Origin of the sequence: Streptomyces sp. NPDC059909 (assembly GCF_042730885.1) — a bacterium.
Lineage (GTDB): Bacteria > Actinomycetota > Actinomycetes > Streptomycetales > Streptomycetaceae > Streptomyces.
This window is the reverse complement of record NZ_JBHWKX010000064.1, coordinates 1-20,464: the sequence shown is the minus strand read 5'-3', so window position 1 is coordinate 20,464 and position 20,464 is coordinate 1. Positions and strand designations below refer to the sequence as shown.

Annotated in this window: 19 protein-coding genes and 2 pseudogenes; 8 read left to right on the top strand and 13 right to left on the bottom strand. The window is 68.8% G+C overall.

What is annotated here, in order from left to right; all coding sequences use genetic code 11:
• Nucleotides 1-86 precede the first annotated feature (86 nt).
• Complete coding sequence (locus tag ACFV9O_RS31265; protein ID WP_385423728.1) at nucleotides 87-347, bottom strand: hypothetical protein; 261 nt, start codon at nucleotides 345-347, stop codon at nucleotides 87-89.
• A gap of 277 nt (nucleotides 348-624) precedes the next feature.
• Here ACFV9O_RS31265 and ACFV9O_RS31260 point away from each other — a divergent pair, with 277 nt between their 5' ends.
• Nucleotides 625-792 (top strand): hypothetical protein, encoded by a 168-nt coding sequence (locus ACFV9O_RS31260; RefSeq protein WP_385423726.1) that lies wholly within the window; start codon nucleotides 625-627, stop codon nucleotides 790-792.
• A 446-nt stretch (nucleotides 793-1,238) separates the two neighbouring features.
• Here the strand turns inward: ACFV9O_RS31260 and ACFV9O_RS31255 are convergent.
• Nucleotides 1,239-1,670, bottom strand: a pseudogene (locus ACFV9O_RS31255) (site-specific integrase); the annotation flags it as partial.
• A 903-nt stretch (nucleotides 1,671-2,573) separates the two neighbouring features.
• Here ACFV9O_RS31255 and ACFV9O_RS31250 point away from each other — a divergent pair.
• From ACFV9O_RS31250 to ACFV9O_RS31240, 3 genes are all read left to right on the top strand, one after another.
• Complete coding sequence (locus ACFV9O_RS31250; protein ID WP_385423724.1) at nucleotides 2,574-4,457, top strand: PA domain-containing protein; 1,884 nt, start codon at nucleotides 2,574-2,576, stop codon at nucleotides 4,455-4,457.
• A gap of 695 nt (nucleotides 4,458-5,152) precedes the next feature.
• Nucleotides 5,153-5,500: a transcriptional regulator gene (locus tag ACFV9O_RS31245; protein WP_385423722.1), complete on the top strand. Its 348-nt coding sequence runs from the start codon at nucleotides 5,153-5,155 to the stop codon at nucleotides 5,498-5,500.
• Nucleotides 5,497-6,168: a nucleotidyl transferase AbiEii/AbiGii toxin family protein gene (locus ACFV9O_RS31240; protein ID WP_385423720.1), complete on the top strand. Its 672-nt coding sequence runs from the start codon at nucleotides 5,497-5,499 to the stop codon at nucleotides 6,166-6,168. The genes ACFV9O_RS31245 and ACFV9O_RS31240 overlap by 4 nt, the downstream gene beginning before the upstream one ends.
• Before the next feature lie 51 nt (nucleotides 6,169-6,219).
• On the opposite strand, the gene ACFV9O_RS31235 is transcribed toward ACFV9O_RS31240, so the two are convergent.
• Genes ACFV9O_RS31235 through ACFV9O_RS31225 form a run of 3 tightly spaced genes read right to left on the bottom strand, consistent with a single transcriptional unit; the run spans nucleotide 6,220 to nucleotide 7,800 of the window.
• Nucleotides 6,220-7,041, bottom strand: coding sequence for a methyltransferase domain-containing protein (locus ACFV9O_RS31235; RefSeq protein WP_385423719.1), 822 nt, complete (start codon nucleotides 7,039-7,041; stop codon nucleotides 6,220-6,222).
• Nucleotides 7,041-7,268 carry a zf-HC2 domain-containing protein gene (locus ACFV9O_RS31230; protein WP_385423717.1) on the bottom strand — a complete coding sequence of 76 codons (228 nt, stop codon included), beginning with the start codon at nucleotides 7,266-7,268 and terminating at the stop codon, nucleotides 7,041-7,043. Before ACFV9O_RS31230 ends, ACFV9O_RS31235 begins: the two co-directional genes overlap by 1 nt.
• Nucleotides 7,269-7,281: 13 nt before the next feature.
• Nucleotides 7,282-7,800 (bottom strand): RNA polymerase sigma factor, encoded by a 519-nt coding sequence (locus ACFV9O_RS31225; protein ID WP_385423715.1) that lies wholly within the window; start codon nucleotides 7,798-7,800, stop codon nucleotides 7,282-7,284.
• Between the two features lie 180 nt (nucleotides 7,801-7,980).
• Here ACFV9O_RS31225 and ACFV9O_RS31220 point away from each other — a divergent pair, with 180 nt between their 5' ends.
• Both ACFV9O_RS31220 and ACFV9O_RS31215 read left to right on the top strand, forming a co-directional pair.
• The gene (locus tag ACFV9O_RS31220; protein WP_385423713.1) at nucleotides 7,981-8,613 is read left to right on the top strand and encodes a methyltransferase domain-containing protein; all 633 of its coding nucleotides are present in this window, start codon (nucleotides 7,981-7,983) and stop codon (nucleotides 8,611-8,613) included.
• Nucleotides 8,610-9,119, top strand: a complete 510-nt coding sequence (locus ACFV9O_RS31215; protein ID WP_385423711.1) for a hypothetical protein — start codon at nucleotides 8,610-8,612, stop codon at nucleotides 9,117-9,119. The genes ACFV9O_RS31220 and ACFV9O_RS31215 overlap by 4 nt, the downstream gene beginning before the upstream one ends.
• A 255-nt stretch (nucleotides 9,120-9,374) precedes the next feature.
• On the opposite strand, the gene ACFV9O_RS31210 is transcribed toward ACFV9O_RS31215, so the two are convergent.
• From ACFV9O_RS31210 to ACFV9O_RS31200, 3 genes are all read right to left on the bottom strand, one after another.
• Nucleotides 9,375-9,539, bottom strand: coding sequence for a hypothetical protein (locus ACFV9O_RS31210; RefSeq protein ID WP_385423709.1), 165 nt, complete (start codon nucleotides 9,537-9,539; stop codon nucleotides 9,375-9,377).
• An 81-nt stretch (nucleotides 9,540-9,620) separates the two neighbouring features.
• A complete protein-coding gene (locus ACFV9O_RS31205) occupies nucleotides 9,621-10,727 on the bottom strand; it encodes a S8 family peptidase (RefSeq protein ID WP_385423707.1) in 1,107 nt (368 codons plus the stop codon).
• 38 nt (nucleotides 10,728-10,765) lie between these two features.
• Nucleotides 10,766-13,999: a M36 family metallopeptidase gene (locus ACFV9O_RS31200; RefSeq protein ID WP_385423705.1), complete on the bottom strand. Its 3,234-nt coding sequence runs from the start codon at nucleotides 13,997-13,999 to the stop codon at nucleotides 10,766-10,768.
• Nucleotides 14,000-14,101: 102 nt separating this feature from the next.
• Here ACFV9O_RS31200 and ACFV9O_RS31195 point away from each other — a divergent pair, with 102 nt between their 5' ends.
• The gene (locus ACFV9O_RS31195; protein ID WP_385423703.1) at nucleotides 14,102-15,796 is read left to right on the top strand and encodes a LuxR C-terminal-related transcriptional regulator; all 1,695 of its coding nucleotides are present in this window, start codon (nucleotides 14,102-14,104) and stop codon (nucleotides 15,794-15,796) included.
• Between the two features lie 343 nt (nucleotides 15,797-16,139).
• Here ACFV9O_RS31195 and ACFV9O_RS31190 read toward each other — a convergent pair whose 3' ends face one another.
• Nucleotides 16,140-16,505 (bottom strand): protein phosphatase, encoded by a 366-nt coding sequence (locus tag ACFV9O_RS31190; RefSeq protein WP_385423701.1) that lies wholly within the window; start codon nucleotides 16,503-16,505, stop codon nucleotides 16,140-16,142.
• 275 nt (nucleotides 16,506-16,780) lie between these two features.
• Nucleotides 16,781-17,689, bottom strand: a complete 909-nt coding sequence (locus ACFV9O_RS31185) for a GlxA family transcriptional regulator (RefSeq protein WP_385423775.1) — start codon at nucleotides 17,687-17,689, stop codon at nucleotides 16,781-16,783.
• Nucleotides 17,690-17,819: 130 nt separating this feature from the next.
• Between ACFV9O_RS31185 and ACFV9O_RS31180 the strand changes: the two genes are divergently transcribed.
• On the top strand, nucleotides 17,820-18,413 hold the full coding sequence (locus tag ACFV9O_RS31180) for an MBL fold metallo-hydrolase (protein ID WP_385423699.1): 594 nt from the start codon (nucleotides 17,820-17,822) through the stop codon (nucleotides 18,411-18,413).
• A 110-nt stretch (nucleotides 18,414-18,523) separates the two neighbouring features.
• Here the strand turns inward: ACFV9O_RS31180 and ACFV9O_RS31175 are convergent.
• From ACFV9O_RS31175 to ACFV9O_RS31165, 3 genes and pseudogenes are all read right to left on the bottom strand, one after another.
• Nucleotides 18,524-18,658, bottom strand: a pseudogene (locus tag ACFV9O_RS31175) (transposase); the annotation flags it as partial.
• A 52-nt stretch (nucleotides 18,659-18,710) separates the two neighbouring features.
• Complete coding sequence (locus ACFV9O_RS31170) at nucleotides 18,711-19,652, bottom strand: hypothetical protein (RefSeq protein ID WP_385423697.1); 942 nt, start codon at nucleotides 19,650-19,652, stop codon at nucleotides 18,711-18,713.
• On the bottom strand, nucleotides 19,649-20,197 hold the full coding sequence (locus ACFV9O_RS31165; protein WP_385423695.1) for a SigE family RNA polymerase sigma factor: 549 nt from the start codon (nucleotides 20,195-20,197) through the stop codon (nucleotides 19,649-19,651). The genes ACFV9O_RS31170 and ACFV9O_RS31165 overlap by 4 nt, the downstream gene beginning before the upstream one ends.
• Between the last annotated feature and the right edge of the window lie 267 nt (nucleotides 20,198-20,464).

Sequence of the window (20,464 nt, the reverse complement as noted above, 5' to 3'; positions counted from 1 at the left end):
CCTGACCGATTGACCTGGTCAGGGGCCGTTTCACCTGGCGGTGGGTGTGGGATTTGAACCCACGGTGACTCGCGCCACGACGGTTTTCAAGATCGTGGGGTGTGGTCCGAAGACTGGCGATGCAACCCCCAAGCCCTGAACCGGCCGCTCACAAAGACTCCCACGCCGAGAGACGCGACAATCAACAGGGCGGAGCCCCCAACATCGAGGGTCACCCGGTGCCCGGCTGCGAGCGGCAGCAGAAGCATGATCATCGTGAGGGCCACGGCTGCCACGGCAAGGCCGATCACCATTTCAGCCCACCACATCGCCCGTGTTGGTTGAGTCGTCACGGCGTCGTTGTACATCGCGAAACCGGCTGCTGTACAGCAGCGGAGTACAGCAACCACGGCGTTGCGGCATTCGTGTCTCGTCCCGGGCCGTCTGTGGGCCGTACGGGGGCGCCCGAGAGTGACCGACGACGACAAACAGTGACAGATCAACTACGAGGGTGATCAGCTAAGGGCCAGGTCAGAGGCCCCCGATCCCATGGGTTTCGTTCCAGGGGTGGCGGTCAGGCAAGATGGGGTGTTTCTTACCGTGAGCGGATTACACGTCGTCGAGGCAAGCAACCAAGGAACCCTTATGACCGCCGTCTACGTACGCATCGGGGACCACCGGTCCAAGTACCACACCGATGTTGACTGTCCGTCGCTCAACGGGAAGCAGGACACCTACATGGGTCAGGAGTCGATGCCCGAGGACGAGGCCAGGGAGCAGGGGCTCACAGCCTGCAAGCACTGCAAGAGGTAGCTGTCCAAGCGCCGCGGCAGTCCAGTCACCTGGTCGGGGCCAAGACGCCGACGGCAAAAGGCAACACGCATTGCACGGCATGCGATGAGTGTCTAACTGGGTGACAACGCCGACGAACAGCGGCGGACAAGCGTAGACGGTTGCGGACCAGCGCAGCAGCTCAGAGACACAACGGCCTCTGGTCAAGTGCCAGTACGAGTTGCTTCGGGACGAAGAGGTCGCCGTGCCATAGCCGTGCCAGAACGCCGGGCAAACAGCGGTCAGCAGCGGTCAACCAACCCTCCCTTTGGGAGTCGCTCAGAGCTTCGTCGTCGCAGGTCAGCACTCGGCCATCTGTAGTCATGCCGGTGATTCCCAAGCTCAGAGCGCGGGTTCGATTCCCGTCACCCGCTCCACGAAAAAGCCCCAGGCCAAGAGCCCGGGGCTTTGTTGTTGTCTAGACCGCGCTAGGCGTCGCGCACCAGATCCGCACCAGAAGGCTGGTCACGACCCTTCTGGCGAGCGGCTCGCACGAGCTTGTCGAGGCCGCCCGCGACTTCCTGCTGTCGCTCAAGATCCGAGTGTTGGTAGATCAGCGCGGCCTTCTCCGACGACTGCCCGGCGCGGACCATCGTGTCCTTGAGCGTGGCCCCGGAACGGGTCGCGAGGGTGTGCCCCCGCCTCCGACTTGGTGTCGCCAGGAGCGCGGCGGCCCGTCGTCAGCTCGGGCGCGGCCATGCGCACGCGGACGGTCATCGCGTCCAGGTCGATGTCCTTGCGCCGCAGCTCGGCTTGCTCCTCCGGCCGCATCGGACCGTACGCGCCGAGGTAGCCATCAGCCGCCAGCGAGGACCGAGGGCGTCGGCGAGCGCGTCGACCTGGTCGACGGTGGCGATCTGCTCGGCGCCGACATCGAGACGATCTCGCCCACCCAGTGCCGTCTGACCGGCGCAGGCGTGGAGGCCACAGACATCCGCACCGGCTCGGCCCTGCTTGTCGCCGGACTCACCGCCCGCGGCGTCACCACGCTGCGGCCGTACGCCTCGCACAGCGTCCGGCAGGCCACCAGGGTGGTGCGGACCGCGGAAAGACACCCGAAGAAACACCGGAGGAGATCCTCGACCGCCGCTCCGCGTCCGGCGAGATCGACGCGGACACCTACTCCGAGGCGCGCAAACGCCTCGCCGATCACCGGCCGGGGCCCCGGTGACCAGTCTCCGGGGCCGCTGGCTGCCGCTGACCGTGCTGGTCGCGGCGTTGGCCATGCTGATTGCCTCTATCGTGTGGGCCGCCGGAAGCGACTTCGCTGGTACGTCTTGGCGACCGTGGTCGGCTCAGGTGGTGTCGCGACGGCAGAGAAACCCCGCGTATCACTGGCAGAGGCGGCAAGCAGGACCATCAGCCGCCGGCGCAATCCGATCACGTGGGCGAGGGGAAAGACCTGCACGACCGAGGCGACGGGGCCCGGTTGGGCACGCGGAGGGCGCGAGTGCTGGGTGAGCGGCATACGCTCACCACCCCCGTCATAGGAACGTGTCGATGACCTGGGCGTCGTATCCGCTCACGGCCTTCCCGCAGGAGAAGCCCTCAGCCCGCTGTTCCCTTGGCAAGGTTGAATGCCGTTTTCGTGCGCCGCAGAGGCGACGACCGCCACGGCCGCCGACAGCCCATGGAACGGTGAATACGATCACGTTAACGCGGCTCCGCGACCCTTTCCACACAGGCCACGCACAGAGTACGTTCCCCTCGCCGCCCCCCGCGCCTTCTTCACTCTCAGACCAAGGAGAGCCATGGGAAGAGCCATGGGCAGAGCGAGGGTCCGCGTACGCGCCGTGAGTTGTCTCGCCGCGGCCGGCCTCGTCGCCGGCGCCTTCGCCGGTGCCGCCCGAGCACATGACGGTGTCTCCGCCGACGACGGCGGTATCGACAACGCCGGGGCCACACACGATCACCACAGCCACCAGCACGGCGGTGACGAGGGCCATCTCCCCGCCGGAAGTGAGAACGTCCGGCTCGTCAGCAAACTCGGCCTGAGGAACGTCGAGCCCGAGAAGATCGCCGACGTCGGCGTCTTCGAGGGGTACGCCTACCTCGCCGCCTGGGGCGGCGCGACGTGCAAGTACAACGGCGTGCACGTGGTGGACATCCGCAAGCCCGCCGCGCCCAAGGAGGTCGCCTTCATCCAGGCGAAGGAGGGCAGCGCACCGGGTGAGGGCATCCAGACCCTGCACATCGACACCCCGTACTTCAACGGGGACGTGCTGGTCAGCAACAACGAGAAGTGCAAGGAGGCCGCTGGCTTCGGCGGCATGAACATCTACGACGTCAGCGACCCGGCCCATCCGACACCGCTCGCCGAAGGCGTCGGCGACCACACGGTCATGGGCCAGGGCAAGAAGGACTCCAACGACATCCACAGCGTCTACGCCTGGGACGCGGGCGACAAGGCGTACGCGGTCATCGTCGACAACGAAGAGGGCCCGGATGTCGACATCGTCGACATCACCAACCCGAAGAAGGCGAAGGTCATCGCGGAGTACGACCTCGACGAGGCGTTCCCGCAGATCGTCCAGGACGCCCCGCCCAACCTCACCGAGATCTTCCTGCACGACATGGTCGTCAAGCAGATCGGCGGCCGCCAGATCATGCTCGCCTCCTACTGGGACGCGGGCTACGTCACCCTCGACGTGACCGACCCGACGAAGGTCGCCTACCTCGGGGACACCGACTTCGCCGCACTCGACCCCGAGGCGCTGGAGAGCGGCTTCCAGGTGGCGCCCGAAGGCAACGCCCACCAGGCCGAGTTCACCCTCGACAACAAGTACGTCATCGGCGCCGACGAGGACTTCGGGCCGTATGCGCTCACCGCCCGCAACCTCACCGACGGCACCGAGCTGACGGCCAGCCAGGGCAGCAACACCACGCGCCTGGAAGAGGGCCGGACCATCACCGGCGACTCCGTCTTCGTGGGCCGCGCCTGCATCGGCGACCCGGCGGTCCCCGCCGGCGACCCGAACGCCGTGGACGTCGCCGTCGTCGAGCGCGGCGTGTGCACCTTCACCGAGAAGGTCTCGAGCGTCATTGCCGCGGGCGGCTACGACGCCGTACTCATCTTCAACCGTACCGGCACGGACGCCTGCGACCAGACACTCGGAATGAGCGTCGAGGGCGACATCCCGACCTTCGGCGTCGCACCGCGCGGCCAGGGCTTCGCCATCTTCAGGCAGCCCTACGACGAAGCGGCCTGCCTGGCCGGAACGGGCCCCGCGCAGCTGCCGGTGGCGCTCGGCACCAAGGGCGACCGGCTGGCCTTCTCGTCGTACTTCGACGGCTGGGGCTACGCGCACCTCTACCGCAACGAGAGCGGCAAGCTCACCGAGCTGGACACCTACGCCGTTCCCGAGGCGCACGACCCCGTCCACGCGACGGGATCCGGCGATCTCTCCATCCATGAAGTGGCCGTCTCCGAGAAGCGGGCCGACCTGCTCTACTTCTCGTACTACGCGGCCGGTCTGCGCGTCGCGAAGATCGTCGACGACGAGATCGTCGAGGTGGGCCACTACATCGACGAGGGCGGCAACAACTTCTGGGGCGCCCAGGTCTTCGAGTCGGGTGCCAAGGAGTACGTCGCCGCGTCCGACCGCGACCACGGGCTCTACATCTTCGAGTACACCGGAGGACTGTGAGCAGCGGGCGCGGCCCGGAACGGGGCCGCTGACAACGCGGGGCCCCGCCGATGCGGGCGCGGCCCCGCGCGTCGCACTTGGAAGGAGACCGCCTGCCACGGCGTCGTGCCACAAGCGTGCCCTTCAGAGCCGGCCTCACCCGCTCCAAGCAGTCGCGCCATGGGCCCTTGGTGGCTGGCACCGCCGCTCCTTCTGGGCGTGGTCGCGGCCGCCCGGTGGGCCGTCGGAGGGTTAAGGACGGTCGTCCTCACTCATGCCCCAACCGTGCCCTTCAGAGCGGTTACCAGCGGTCGGCACGGGTGTCCACCAGCCTGCGGAATGAGCGCCACCAGAGCATGTTTCCGCAGTTCAGACGTGAGATGATCGAGCTGGGCGTCAGTGATTCCCAAGCTCAGAGCGCGGGTTCGATTCCCGTCACCCGCTCCATGACAAAGCTCCAGGTCGGCGGCCTGGAGCTTGTTTGTTGTTCAGGTGGACCCACCACTTGAACGCCGGAATCGCCCCCTTTGCGCCTCCGAGATAGGGCACGCGAAGGGCACGAGCTGCGCGTTGATCCCTCCGGTTCGTCCGCGCGTGCACCCCTGACCTGTGCCTACGCCGTCGGTGCCCTCACTTCTATCAGGCTGAAGCCCTGAGCCCGGCGTTCCTTGTGCAGGAACACCTGGCCGCCAGGTCTCCTGCGGAATAATCAAGGCATGGCAGCCACGCCCAGCGTCTCAGAACTACGCCGCGCCAGATTCGCCCGGCGGCTTCCCGCCGAGCTCTCGGAGCTCGACGGCCCCGCACACGGCACGGTCAACCTCCCGCTGCACCTCGCGTGGTCCGGCCTGTCCCACTTCGATATCGACCAGCCGCGGCTGCGGATGAGCTGCTACAGGATCGTTCTGGCCGAGGGACAGCACGATGATCTGGTCCGCTGTCTGAATCGGGAACTGCTCATCGGCATGTGGCCCGTCCTGCGCACGCTGATCAGCCGGGACATCCGCGACGTCTGGGAAAGCGCCTTCACCGAGCTGGCGTCCAGCGCCCGGACCGCCGCGTGAACCTCACGCAGCTGCGCCGCCGCCTGCTCGCGGACGTCCTCGCAGTCGGCAATGCCTACCCGCTCGTACTCACCGGTGGCTACGCCGTCCAGGCACACGGTCTTGTCAACCGGCTCAGCCAGGACCTCGACGTCGCCACCGAGAATCCGGAGCCGATGGAGCACATCGCCGCCAACGTGCGCGCCGGGCTGGAAGAACGCGGTTGGGGCGTCCGGGCGTTGGAGGCAGATCCGCTTTCCGCGAGGCTGATCGTCACTGACCCCGCCACCGGAGAGGAATGCGAGATCGACATCCTCAAGGAAGCGCTCTGGCGTCCTCCTGTGGAAACCGAGCACGGGCTGGCGCTCTCGCTGGAGGACGTGGTCGGCACGAAGGTACGCGCACTGGCCGACCGGGGCCTGGCCCGTGATCTCATCGACGTCCGAGCCGCGGCCGACCGCTGGAGTCACATCGAACTCGAAGAGCTCGGCCGCCGCCACGCACGCGACACCTTCGACCTCACAGACCTCCAGGCCCGACTCTCCGGAGCCGACTGGATCGACGACACCGAGTTCGCTGCCTACGGACTCGACGACGACACGATCACCGAACTGCGCCGGTGGGCTCAGACTTGGTCCGATGACATTGCCGAACGGCTCCAGGAACTGGAAGACCCGTTTGAAGACTGATCAACTGCGCTGTTCATCGAGGTGCATCCGCCCACTGCGCGCGGATGTCACTCATGGACGTGCAGGCGCAGGGCCGCTCCCCGCGAACTCCGCCCGAACGACGATCGAGACAGCCACAGCCTGCTGCTTCTCCGCCGGGATGAGGTCCCTCATCAGCTGGATCGTCTCCGGGCTGAAGAGGGGATACAGCGCGCAGTCGTCGACGCTCATCGGCTGCCGGTACGGCACGTGGATGTCCCGGAAGCCCGCCCGCTCAAGCTTTCGTACGAACTCCTCCTCGGCCAGCGCGCCGGCCACGCACCCCGCCCATGCGGTCGGCTGCGTCAGGATCTCCGGCGGAAGCTCGTCCTGTCCGACCGTCAGGTCCGAGACGCAGAGCCTCCCTCCAGGGCGGAGAACCCGTGCGCACTCGGCCACCACCCTCGCCTTCCTGGGCGACAGGTTGATGACGCCGTTGGAAATGATCCGATCCACCTGATCGTCCCGGAGCGGGATGGCCTCCATCTCTCCCTCCAGCATCTCCACGTTGTCCAGGCCCGCCTCGGCCACCGCACGGGCGGTGCGCCGGAGCATCTCGGGCAGGAAGTCGAGAGCGACCACCCGGCCGGCGGGGCCGGTGCGCCGAGCGGCGAGGATGGTGTCGATACCACCGCCACAGCCGAGGTCGAGGACGGTCTCACCGAGGTGGATAGCGGCGAAGCGGAGGTGGTCGGCCACGCCGAGGGCACAGTCGATCGCGCGCTGGGGAACCTGGGCCAACTCCTCAGCGCTGTAGAGCTTGTGGGCCACGGCGGCCGTGGTGGCGGGGATGTTCCGGTAGGCGTCCTGGACCAGTTGCTTCACTTCGGCGCTGTGCATCAGGTCCCGGCTCATCAGTCCAGCTCGTTCAGAGTCTGGTTCAGGCGCCGCATGACGTCGTCCGGGATGTCCCTGCGACCCGATGCGGCCAGGAGCCGCCGCAGCTCGACGGCGAACTCCAGCTCACCACAGCAGCGACGGCACAGCGACAGGTGTTCGTCGACCTCCTCGTGCTCGGCCTGGCCGACCGTGTCATCGAGGTACTCCCAGAGCCGCTTCACCGCATCCGAGCAGCTGATCAACGCACACCCTCCTTCAGCAGTCCGTTCTCCTGCGCGTAGTCCCACATCTGCTTCTCGAACAACTTCCGCCCCCGATGCAGGCGCGCCAGCACGGTTCCCGGGGCACCTGGAGGATCGCGGCAGTCTCCTTGACCAGGAAACCGTCCATGTGGACCAGGACGAGTGGGACCCGGTAGAGCTCGGGCAGCCGGCGCAGCACAGCGTGCACGTCCTCCCGCCCGAACTCCTCAAGAAAGTCCAGATGCAGTGAGTCCGAGTAGGGGAATGGATCCTCGTACGCGATCTTGCGGAAGAGGGAGAAGTTCTCGGCCTCCTCGAAGTCCACCGAGTCCGGCTGCCGGGCAGTGGCCCGAAGGCGGTCGCGACAACAGTTGACCAGGATGCTGCGCAGCCATGCGGCGCCCGCCGCAGGATCGTTCAACTGATCAAATCTCTCGAACGCCTTGACCATGCAGTCCTGGACCGCGTCCTCGGCATCGTCGCCGACCAGAGCCCGGGCGACCCAGTAGAGGCGGGGAAGCTGCTCTCGCACCAGTTCGCGAAAGCCTTCCCTTCGATCCGCCCCGACGACCTGCACTGACACCACATCCACAAGACGGTCCCGGCGGCCATTTTATTGCGTTTCATCCAGATGCAATGACACTCGGCACTCAGGCGTCTCCATAGCCAGAAGGAAGCCACGGGCCGAAGAACCCCGAAGGGCGTGGAGGCCATGACCGCAGTGGACTCCGCGGTGCTTGAAGTCAAGGTCAAGGACCTCTACCGGCATGTGGCCGAGGAGCCGCAGCGCCCCTATCACTTCGAGATGGGCCGGCAACTCGCCGACCGCCTCGGCTACCCCGCCGACCTGCTCGACCAGGTCCCGGTAGAAGCGGTCGAATCCTTCGCCGGCGTCGCCTATTTCTTCGACCTTGCCGCTCTCCGGCCCGGGGAAGACGTGATCGACCTGGGCAGCGGTTCAGGAATGGACGCTTTCTGCGCCTCACTGCAGACCGGGCCGATGGGCCGGGTGATCAGCATCGACTTCACCCTCGAGCAACTCCGCAAAGCGCGACGGCCGGTCGGGCTGGGCCTCGGCACCGGACCCCGCCGCGGCCCCACGGACGACGCCGACCTGCGGGCCTCGTGCATCGGCGGAGCCGCTCAGCAGGACGCCTACCGTCACATGATCGAGGACGCAGGACTGAAGGTCCTCAGGGTCCGCCAGAACCCGTACGCCTTCCTCTCCTCACGGGCGCGCGGGGCGAGCGCTCGGTACGGGGTCAGAAGCATCTCGCTGCTCGCGGCCAAACCCGGGCCGTGGACCACTTCTTCCGCCGATCGACCGCCGAGGAGGCAGCCATGACCAACATCATCCACCAGACCACGACCCCGGCCACGACGAGCCCGGGCGCGCTCCGTCTCGGCTCCGGCCTTATGGCGCTCGCCGGCCTGGCATTCATCGGATACGCGGTGATCTTCTTCATCCGCAACCTCACCGGATCGTTCCTGGAGCTGGGCATCGGCCCAGGCGAGGTCGATGTCGGCGAGCCCGAGATCAAGGCGTTCAGCCCTGACCTGTACGAGTACATCTCACACCTGCACATCGCCGTGTCCGGCTTCATCGCGGCCGCCGGACTGGCCACCGCGGCACTCGCCTGGTTCGGCGTACGCCGCGGCCTCCTGTGGGCCTACGTCAGCGCAGTCGCCGTCCCCGTGCTCGGCCTGGCCGTCGCCCTGCCCGCCCACTACCCCTACAACCTCGACACCCTCGGCCATCTCGGCCTCATCTACCTGGCGACGGCTGTCTTCGTCATCGGAGCACTGATCGCCCTGAGACCACTGCTGGCGGCACGGAAGGAGAACGTCTGATCTGACAGACACGGACCCGACCGCGCTCCCGCACCGAGCTGGCTGCGGGAGCACGGTCGCAAGGAAATCGCTCCCCCGCCCTCACCACCCGGGCCTCGCACCTCCCCGCCGTGCCGCCCAACCGGCTTTCCTCAGTCCTGGATCGACGTGCCACCCGGCCGTGCCACCACGTGCCATTCACATCGGTGGGCAGCGGTCGACCGAGGCGCCTTCCGACCACCACAGGACATGGTCAGCAAGGGCTGTTTTCGCAGGTCAAGCCAGCAATGGTCGCCACGGTAACCGGTCCGCGTCCTGGCCTTCGACAAGTGTCTCGATGTGCAGATCTGCTGGAGCTGCCGCAAGCTGGCGGATCAGCCGCTCGGCCCAGGTGAGGGGATAGCCCTGCTCGGGTACCACCACCTCGATCGACGTGCGCAACTTCCCCGTACGTGGGCGTCCACCCAGGACACACGGGTGGCCGCCCCAACGTCCAACGTCGAGCGATGGAGACCGATCGGTTCAGCGCTTCTCCGTACCGCCCTTACGGCCCTTGCCGGCGGCCGCGCCGGCATACTTCACGGCGGCGGCGGCGTCCGCGATGCCCCAGCCGTAGGCCGGTGAGTAGACCCCCGTCAGGCCGGTGCCCGGCTGGCGGGCCGTGTCGAGCAGCGCGTCCTCGACGTTGGCCAGAGTCCGGCCCTGGGCGAAGAGCAGGGCGGCGACACCCGCCACGTGGGGCGTGGCCATGGATGTGCCGGCGTAGTAGTCGTAGTCCTTCTGGCCGCAGGACGCGGATCCGGTGCCGACCGGCACGGTGGACACGATGTCGTCCTTGCAGGAGACGAGTCCCGCGCCGCCGGGTGCGGCGACGGCCTTCAGGTCGGGCTTGTTCGGGAGTTCGGAGAACCAGCTCTTCAGCTCGTTGCGGTCGGTCGAGGCCACGCAGATCGCGCCGGGCTCCCACGCCGGGGTGTTGCAGATCGCGGTGGCGGAGTTCCCGGCGGCCACGATGACCGAGGTGCCGTGCGCGTTGGCGTACGCGATCGCTTCGGTCACCGACGACTCCAGGCCGGTGAGGGTGAGGACCTGCGTTCCCGCGAGCCCGCCAAGGCTCATGTTGATCACGTCGGCGCCGTGGTCGACCGACCACCGTATGCCGGCGGCGATGTCCTCGAAGGTGCCGCTGCCGTCCTCCAGGACCTTGACCGGCATGATCTTGGCGTTCGGCGCGACACCGGCGACACCGGTGCCGTTGTTGGCGACGGCGGCCACGATGCCGGCGACGTGGGTGCCGTGCTCGTCGGCGTTGTTCTGCCCGTCGGGGCCGCGGAAGTCGCCGTTCCCGCAGGGCCCACCCGCCTTGCCGCAGCCGGTGAACGTGGCGCCGGCCACCAGGTTGCCCTTGAGATCGGGGTGGCTCAGGTCCACCCCGGTGTCGACGACGGCAACGACGGCACCCGTGCCGGTGCTGGTGGCCCACGCCTGTTCGGCGCGGACCTGGTCCAGGCTCCACTGGTCGCCTCGCAGCGGGTCGTTGGTGCCGGCATGCGCGAGGCCAGCCGATGTGCTCAACAGGGCGGCGCCGAGAAGCGACGCGACCACAGTGAATCTGCTGGTGTAGGACATGTGTTCCTCTCCTGGGTGACGGACGGGAGCACCGATGGTCAGCCGGCCTGCCGCGCGGTGAGTGTGAACTGGTAGTCCGTGCCGTACAGGTAGAGCAGCCCGACGTAGGCCGCGCCGGGGGCGATCACGGCCTTCTGGCCCGGGATCGCGAAGTCGCCGGTGATCGGCTTGCACGCCGAGTCGTAGAAGAACATCTGCATCTCGCCGAGTTGGCTCTCCGGCTCGGTGTAGGACGCCACGTGCAGTCCGTCGCCCCAGCCGGCCGGCAGCTTCGTGATCCACGCATCGGTGCCCTGAGCGGCCGGCGGTGTGCCGCAGGCTGCCTGCCAGGAGGCCACGGTCACGCCGGGGCGGTAGGGCTCGGTGCCGGGGAGGTACCACAGTCCCTGCGGCTCACCGGCCTGGATCGTTCCCGACTCGCTGACCGGTGCGTCCGGCGTGAACGGCAGCGGCTCGACACCGGAGGCGTTGCCGAACACCTGCAGTTCGGACAGCACGGCGTACGTCTTCGTCTCGCCCTGGATGGAGTCGATAAAGACCCGGACGTGGCTCGCCCTGACCGGCGTGTCCAGCTTCAGGGTCTGGATCAGCATGTCCGGGGCCGTCGGCCGCGGAGCCTGCGCACCGAACGTGCCCGCCTTGACCGTCTTCCACAGCACACCGTCGGTCGAGGTCTGGACCGTGAAGTCCTTGGTCACGTTGAACCGTCCGGCCGTCGTCGGCTTGAGCGTGCTGACCGCGACGCTGGAGACCTGCGCCTCCTTGGCCAGCTTCACCTCGGCGACCTGGTGCGCGCCGGCGTTGTACGGCTCGCCCAGGTCCTTGGTCTTCCACGCGGTCGCCTCGGTGTCGTCGATCAGGAAGCTCGCGGGAAGGCCGTCGTCCTGGCTGGACGTCTTCACGACGGTCGCGCCGTTGTGCTTCGAGGCGAGGTTCGGCGCCAGCTTGAGGGTCCGAGCGGTCGTCCTGCCCGACTGCACCGACAAGCCCCGGAACTTCTGGATGCCGAAGCCGCGCGCCTGCACGGTCACCGTGTACGCGCCGTCGACCATCGGCGCCGAGACGACACCGCCGGAGCCCGACGTGCCGAGCGGTGTCACCCGGGCCTCGAACTCACCGATCATCACCCGGGCGTCCTCGACGGGCTCGCCGGTGGAGGCGTTCACCAGCTTGACGGCGAGCATCCCGTTGCGCGACGGGGCCGCATGGTCGAAGCCCGGCTTCGGGTCGGAGTCGTCGGGACCTGCGGTCGCGGCCGAACGGCCCGCGCCGCGGCGGGCGAACGCGGTCCAGATGGTGTCGGTGTTGTCGCCGTGGAACCGGAGGGTGTCCGCGTCGAGGATGGCGTCGCGCATGTCGAGGAACGACGGCGACGGCGGGGAGAGCGGCATGGCGTCGGTCACCAGGTGCTCGGCGATGTCGCTGCCCGCCTTGGTGCCGTACCGGTCGACCAGGGCGCGACGCAGGTCCCACAGCATGGCGGTCCAGATCTCGCCGTCCGCGTGAACCTCGGGACCCGTGATGTCGTAGCCGTAGTCGCCGTACGTCAGCGGGCTCTTGTCGTACGCCCAGTTGCGGATGCCCCGCTCGGCGTTCCCCACGGCATACTCGCCGACCACGGCCTTGTCGTAGAGCCCCTCGCGGCCCAGGTGGTTGATGGCGTACCAGTCACCCCAGCCCTCGCCCATCGCACCGGACTGCTCACCGCCGAGCGAGCCGAGCCCGCCGCCGCCGACGTACCGGTTGGACAGACCGTGGCTGTACTCGTGCTGGATCACCGTCTGGTCGAAGTTGCCGTCGGCGTACGGGCCCTCGAACGCATCGTTGATCGGTTCCCACAGATACATGCTCGAGAACGACGGGATGCCGTCGGGCAGGGTCAGCATGTTGGCGTTGTCCCGGCCGAGGTAGGTCGGCGCGCCACCGGTCGCGGCGCCGGAGTGCGCGAGACCGCTGATCGGGTCGCCGCCCTGGCCGCCCTTGCCGAAGTTGTTGACCTGGAAGTTTCCTGCCGTCTCGGTGAAGCCGAACCGGTAGTACTCGTCGTGGATCCGGTTGTGGTGGTAGAAGAGATTGGTCACCGCGGGGTCGCGGTCAAGGACGTACGACGGCGGCAGCGTCTGGCCTTTGGTACGGGCCCAGTTGGCGCCGTACGCGTAGTTGAACTGGGCCGTCGGGCTGACAGGCCGGTTGTGCTCGTCGGTCGGCGCCAGGGGTGCCGTGTACTGCGCGAAGGTGTTGGCGTTGTTGCCGAGCGTGGTGGGGCCCGGCAGTCCCAGGGCCCCGGTCGGGTCGACCCAGCCGCCGGGCGACGACGCGTTCGGGCCGAAGCTCTTGATGACCGGCCCGCCGCCCTGCGCAGCGCCCGGGAAGTTCTCGTAGACCGTGCCCTCGGGCTCCAGGGGGCCTTCGTGCTGCACCAGGGAGTGCCGGGCCAGCGTCTTCCCGGTCGCCGCGTCGACGACCACGCCCCACGCCTCGTCGAGGCTGTTGACGAACAGCACACTGTACGCCGGGCGGGCGCCGCCGGCCGTCGGGAAGGCGGCCTTGCGGACCCGCTGAACCTGTGCGAACGGCCCGGCCGCGAACACCTGGTAGCCGGCCTGGGTCTCACCCGTCGGCAGCGGGACAAAGCCGGAAGAAGGGGCCAGTGACGACACTACGGCGGTGAGCGCGTCGGCCGGAGACCTGTCGAATCCGGCGAGCAGGCCGCCGCTCCGTACCGGATCACCGGCGTAGGACAGCACCCGGCCGTCCTTGGCCACGGTCACCGTCAGCACGCCACCGTGCACGGCCTCGACGCCGCCGAAGGTCTGCGTGAAACTCACCACCCGGGCGCCGATGCCCGGGAGTTCGTGGTTGCGCCGCACCGCGAGCGCCTCGACGTCCGCGGCCGACAGGCCGAACGCCGCGCGGTTCGCCTGCAGCCAGCCCTTCGCGATGGCGAGCGGCTCGCCGGCCTGAGGACCGGTGAGATAGCCGCCGGGCGCCCGCACGGCCCGAGGCGTGCCGTAGGTGGTGTTCCAGGTTATTCGCGGCGATATGCCGTCCGGTGCGGATCTCAGCAGCGCCGACACCGCGGCGCGCTGCGCCTCCGTGGGCGACAGGGGAGGCAGGTCACGCCGCACGTCCATCGAATCCTGCGGTACGTCACCGGCGATGGTCAACGCCGGTACGGACAACTGGTCATCGGTCGCCGAGTAGGCGACCGTCGGCGTCGCGATCAGCGCTGCGGTCAGCGCCGATGCGACCAACTTGCGGGATCCGTTCATGGGCACTCCTCAGCTGGAAGGGATGCCCCCCGTAATCGGCCATGAAAGCCCGCGCTCAGCCCCCTGGACAATCCAGAAACTGCACCTATTCTTGCTGTCACCATGAACGCCAACGCGTCCGGAGCACGCCCGCTCCTGCCGGTCCCGTCCCATGCGTACTTCGCCAAGAATGTTTCGCCCGTCGTCCAGGAACAGCTTCGGCACGCGGAGTCGGCCGGGCTGGCCGGCCGGGCCGACCTCGGCTTGGGCACGCTGCTGTACGCCCTGGCGGAGTTGCCGCGGCTCGCCGACGACGACCGAGTCGCCCTCGCCGAAATGGTCTCCCTGCTCACCCGGTGGGGAGCGCCCGGCCCCGGCCCCTGGGCGTTCCTCGACGAGTTGGCCGCCTCATGCCACACCCCCCGCGCACGCGGCGCGGTGTTTCTCGCCCAGGCACGGGCCGCCCGGGGCAAGGCGATGGCAGAGTACGGCACCCGCGCCCTCTTCGAGTTCACCTCGGCAGGAGACATCGGGGGACAGGCCCTCGCCCTGAGCCGCATGTCCTTCCCCGCCGACGCCGGCCTCAGCCCCGCCTACCGGCGAAAACTCGCCCGCCGGGGCCTGGCCCTGGCCCAGCAGTCCGGCGAGCCATGGATCATCGCCCTCGTCGCCGGCATGTTCGCCGCCGTCGAGACCTACCAGGGACGCAAGCGCGCACCCAAGCGCTGGCGGCAGGCCGTCTCGCTGCTGTCGGCCGACCTCGATGCGGTCACCGGGGAGATCGCCTCGCTGAACTACCTGAACTGGGCGCTGACCTGCGCGTACTTCGGGGACTACCACACTGCCCTGGAGGCCGTCGCCCGCGGCCGAGTGGTGGGCCGCGGGCCCTGGGTCAACAAGTTCGCCGCGGTCGAGGCGCTCGTGCGTCACCGTACGGGGCACCTTGACGCCGCGAGGGAGCAGGCTGGGGTCGCCATGGCCGGCGTCGCGCCGGGCATCCGCGAACTCGGCAGTGCTGTCGCCGCCGCGGTGACGTTCGAGACGGCCCGACGCCTCCAGCACGACAACCTCGAGGAGGTCGTCGAGGTGGCGTACGCGACCTCGCCTCCGTGCGGCGCGAGCGCAGCGGCAACGCTTGCCTACATACGGCATGCGCGCCGCGAGCCGCGCCCGGCGCGCGGGCTGCCCCGGATCCTGCGGAAGGCGCGCGAGGCGGAACACCACTTCGGCTGGGAGGACGCCCTGCTCGCGCTGGCCGAGATCGCACCCGCCGCGGCAAGGGACGAGGCCGCCGCCATGTCCCGGCTCTGGTCGCCCTATCCACGCGCCGCCGCGATCCGTTCGGTCGTCGAGGGGCATCTCGCCGGCAAGCGCGGCTGGACCTCTCTGATCAAGGGCGCGGACGCCCTCGCCGACATGGGCGAGCCCATCACCGCCGGCCGCGCCTACCACGCCGCCGCGAAGGTGGCCCCCTCCCGGCTCGAACAGGCCCACGCCCGCGACCGCGCCGCCCAACTCCTCACCTCGACCGGAGCCGACAGATCCCTCGCCACGCTCGCCCGCGACCGCTCCCTGCACCACGGCCTGCTCCACGTACCGGAGAACCAGCGCCATCAGGTGAACGCCGGACTGACCCCCCGCGAGCGCGACGTCGCACTACTGGCGGCCCAGGGGTTCACCGCGGTGGAGATCGCCGACCATCTGGGCATCACGGTCGGCACCGCGCGCAACTACGTGATGAACGTCCGCCGGAAGTTCGGCTCGGTACCCAAGCGACGCCTGGCACTGGTACTCGGCATCGTCGGCGAGCCCGACTGAAAGCGACATGGCTACCGGTGACAGTCTGCGTCGCACCTCAAAGTTGTCGGACCTGTCGCAGCCGCCGCGGAACCAGCGTTGGTTCGTCTTCAAATCGATCTGGCCCAGAGCAGGAACGAGGCCAGAAGACCACTGCTTCGTAAGAGCTGACGATCCTCCGAGCCCGACGCACCGACTGGAACAACAACCCCGCCCGTTCGTCTGGACGAAGACCGCCGACGAGGTCCTCGTCCCGTCTCGCCAGTCCGGCCTGCAGTGGCGGACAGGCTGCGATGCGGGCTGACCCGCTCGTGCCTTCAGGCCAAAGCCACCTGGCTTGTTCTTCGGCCCCGACCAGGCTGTGTCAGGAGGGCGTTTCAAGTCCCGCCAAGAGGTAGGCGACGTCAAGCCCCGTGGTGAGGTACTGCTCGAAGGTCTGACTGTTCAAGGCTCGCGGGGATCTCTTCTGCCGAAGGAGGGAAATCGCTGCGGTGGTGTCGTGTCCCAGCTCAATCAGCGCCTGCGCGGCTACGAGGCCGGAGCGGTTGTAGCCGGAGTGGCAGCAGAGCAACGTAGTGCGCCCTTCCCGCACGGCCTGCGCGGCCCTGACTGCGAGCTGCTGGACCGTGAGGATCTGCCCGGCTGTGAGGGGGGCGTCTGGGATCTCGGAGACCACGTGCTCGACCTGCGGGTCCGGTCCGTGCCCTGCACGGGCGAAGAGGCTGATCACCAGGTCGAACTCTCGGGCCGCAACGGTTTTGGGCCTCGCCGAGCGGCCCTCACGTGGCTGGAGTCGATCACCGCCCGGGACCAGTCCAGTTGCTTGGCCGCTGTCCTGTGACAGCGAACCTTGACCGATTGCCATCGAAGTCTGACGACCGGGCGTCCGTGCCATCGAAGCTTGACCGGAAGGAGTTCCGCAGCTCATGCCGTAGCCAGGTGCCTGCGGGAGTGGGAGGCGGCCCTGCTCGGAGCGGCGTTGGCCCGCCTGGCTCGCCTTGTTCGTTACGGCGCGTTCGTGAAGGAGCGGCGGTAGGAGTGGGGCGGCACTCCCCGGCGGCGCACGAACTGTTCGCGCAGGACGGCCGCGCTTCCGTATCCGACGCGGTGGGCGATCTCCTGGACCGGCAGGTCCGTGGTCTCCAGGAGCTCCTCGGCGCTGCTCAGACGCAGGCTCCGCAGCCAGGCGTGGGGGGTGGTGCCGGTCGCGGCGGTGAAGCGGCGGGCGAAGGAGCGTTTGCTCATCAAGGCACGCCGGGCCAGTTCCGCGACGGGAAGCGGCTCGTGGAGGTTCTCGCGGGCCCACGCGAGTACCTCGGCGAGACGCTCGTCGCGGCAGTCTTCGGGGACGGGGGCGGCCAGGTACTGCGCCTGCCCGCCGTCGCGGTGGGAGGGCAGCACCACGTCCCGGGCAACGGCGTTGGCCATCGCGGCTCCGTACTCCCGCCTCAGCAGGTGCAGGCAGAGATCGAAGCCCGCGGCGGCTCCCGCGCCCGTGATGATGCGTCCTTCGTCGATGTAGAGGGCGTCGGGTTCGACGGTGACGTTGGTGTGGCGGCGGGCGAGCAGTTCGGCGAACCGCCAGTGGGTGGTGGCCCGCCGACCGTCGAGCAGTCCGGCGGCGGCGAGCGCGAAAGCGCCGACGCAGTGGGCCGCGACCAGTGCGCCGCGCTCGTGTGCGGCCGACAGTGCATCGAGCACGGCGGGAGTGGGTGGCGTGCGGAAGCCGGCCCACGGCAGGGCGATCACCAGATCGGCCGAGGCGAGCCGGTCCAGGCCGTGGGTGATGGTGAGGGCCAAGCCGAGGTCAGTGGGGACCGGTCCGGGCCGGTCGGTGCACAGGGCGAAGTCGAAGCCGGGCAGTGTCTCGCCGTGCGGGCCGAAGACCTCGGTGACGATGCCGACGGCGAGCATGCCGACTCCGGGCGGGGTGTACGCGGCGACGGTCACGAAGGGAGGCACACGTGCAGTGTGGCACTAATCCTGCGATCAGCGGCAGCTGTGCCACTCGTGAACGATCGGCCTGCCCGGAAGGATTGAGGACATGACAGACGCACCGCTCGGCCGCAGCGCCGTGTACACGATCCTGACCACCGGATACGTCGGCTCCACCGGCCCCGGAGTCGCCGCCACCGTCTCCTACGTATCCGACGCCGGCCGGCATGTGATCTTCGACCCGGGCATGGTGGCGAGTCGCGACCGTATCCTCGCCCCGCTCGACGAGCTGGGGCTCGGCCCCGACGACATCACCGACGTGGTGCTCAGCCACCACCACCCGGACAACACCATGAACGTGGGCCTGTTCGGACGGGCCCGGGTGCACGACCACAAGGTGGAGTACCTCGGCGATCTCTGGAGGAACCGGGATGCGGAGGGTTACGAACTCACCCCGTCACTCCGGCTGATCCGCACCCCGGGCCACAGCGCCGAGGACATCACACTGCTGGCGGGCACGGACTCGGGCGTGGTCGCCTTCGCCGGTGACCTGTGGTGGCACGCGGACGGCCCGGCGGACGACCCAGTAGCCCCCGACCGTGAGGTGTTGCGCGCCTCCCGGCTCCGGGTGCTGACCGCCGCGGACCTGATCGTGCCCGGCCACGGCGGCCCGTTCAGGGCCGACGACACCACGCCACGCTAGCCGCTCTGTCCGGTGTGGGCTGCGGAATTCCGTCCGGTCAAGCTTCGGCGACACGAACTGCCCGGTCGTCAGACTTCGATGGCATCGGTCAAGGTTCGCTGTCACAGGACAGCCGCCCGCAGCTTCGTCAGCAGGACAGTGTGAAGCCGGTCCCACACGCCGGCCTCGTTCCACGCGGCCAGTCGCCGCCGGCAGGTCATCCCCGACCCGAAGCCCAGCTCCTGGGGCAGGTACTCCCACTGGATCCGGCCGGGGGGCGCAGTCCCCTGTGCCGCGCCCCCCGGCCCGGAGGCGGCGCTACGGCAGCGTCTTCTGGTAGCCCTTGTCCTGGTCGGAGTCGTAGACCAGCTCGCCGTCGGCGTCGTACCCCTTGATGTGCGGGGCCGCGGAGACCTGCTGGTTCAGGACGCCGGAGGCGACGAACCAGCCGTGGTCCAGGACGGCCTGGCTGGTGGCGTCGCCGTAGGAGACGGTCACCCGGGCGACCGACGGCTCGGCCCGGCCGATGGCGCCCCAGCGGAACGGAAGTTTCCAGTTGCCGCGGTCGAGGAACGACTGCTGGTAGAGCTTGCCGCCGTTGATGTCGGCCATCACGGGGCCGGCGTCCGGCGGACCGTCGGCGCCGACGCTGGTGTTGATGCCCTGGGCCTCGCCGTCCTTGATTCTGCAGATCAGCCGGGTCTGCTGTGGCTTCTCCTTCACCGCGACGACGAACATGCCGTCGCCGGGCGCGTTGGAGTCGCCGGTGCTCTTCATCGCCAGGATGATCCGGTAGCCGTCGGCCGAGCCCAGGTCCGTCTTGCCCTTGATGCCTTGGTGCCCACGGTCGTAGGCGAGGCACTTCTCCAGCCCTTCGGTGGCCTGCTCGAAGGTGATTCCGTCGAGGAGCTGGCCGTCCGTGGCCGGCCGCGCGGGCCCCGACGGGGACGCGGACGGCGCCGGTGTCGGCGCCGCCGTCGGCTGCGTGGCGCTGAACGACGGCGTCGGCGCCGCCGTGTCGCCACCCGTGTCCCCGCCCACCAGCGCGTACGCCCCCACGGGCACCGCCGCCAGCGTCATCAGGACCGCCCCGGCCGCCGCCACCCGGCGCCGCCGCTCCACCGTGCCCTGGCGGCGGATCGCCGGATACGGTGCCGACGAGGGCCGGATCGTGTACGCGTCCTCAGCGAGCAGCCCGCGCAGCTGCGCCTCGAAGTCCCCGCCGGTTCCCATCTCCTGCTGCTTCTGCTCCTCGTTCACCTGATGCCTCCCTGCCCGGACGGGACCTGGCGGCGGTCAGGTCCGTCCATGACCTGCGCGAGCCCCGGATGTGTACGCAACTTCGCCAGTCCCTTGGACGCCTGGCTCTTGACCGTGCCGGTGGAGCAGCCGAGCACCTCGGCAACCTCCGCCTCGGACAGGTCCTCCCAGTAGCGCATGACGACCACCGCCCGCTGCTTGGACGGAAGTTGGGCCAGCGCCGCGAGCAGGGCGCTCCGCTCACCGGCCCACGAGACGGCTTCGTCGCGCCCGGCCACCTCAGGCGGCGCGGCGGTCAGCGCCTCCGTCACGCGCCGCTTGCGGAACCGGTCGCTGTTGCAGCTGACCAGCATCCGGCGGATGTACGCCTCCGGACTGTCGCTGCGCGAGACGCGCCGCCATGAGCGGTACGCCTTCGCCAGCGCCGTCTGTGTCAGGTCCTCGGCGTGGTGCACGTCGCCAGTGAGCAGATACGCGGTCCGCACGAGATGGGACCACCGCGCTCTGACGAATTCCTGGAACTGAGCGTCTTGCTCGGCTTGCATCAAGCACCCTCCTCGCCCTCCAGACCACCGTTTCTGCGGATTCGGTTGCCCGGGATCCGAGGCCAGGTTTCGAGGGGAGGTGCCAGGGCCGGTCTGGCGGCCGAGGCCAGAGGAGGTCAGCGGCGCCCCTCATCGATGAAGCCGCTCTCCTCTGCAAGCGCGCCGTCCTGGCCTGAGCTTGACTCTGTCGGGGATCTTGGAGTTTCCCGGTGCGACAGCATGATCAACGGGCATGCTCGGGTGGTTCCGCCGATCGATGCAGCTGTC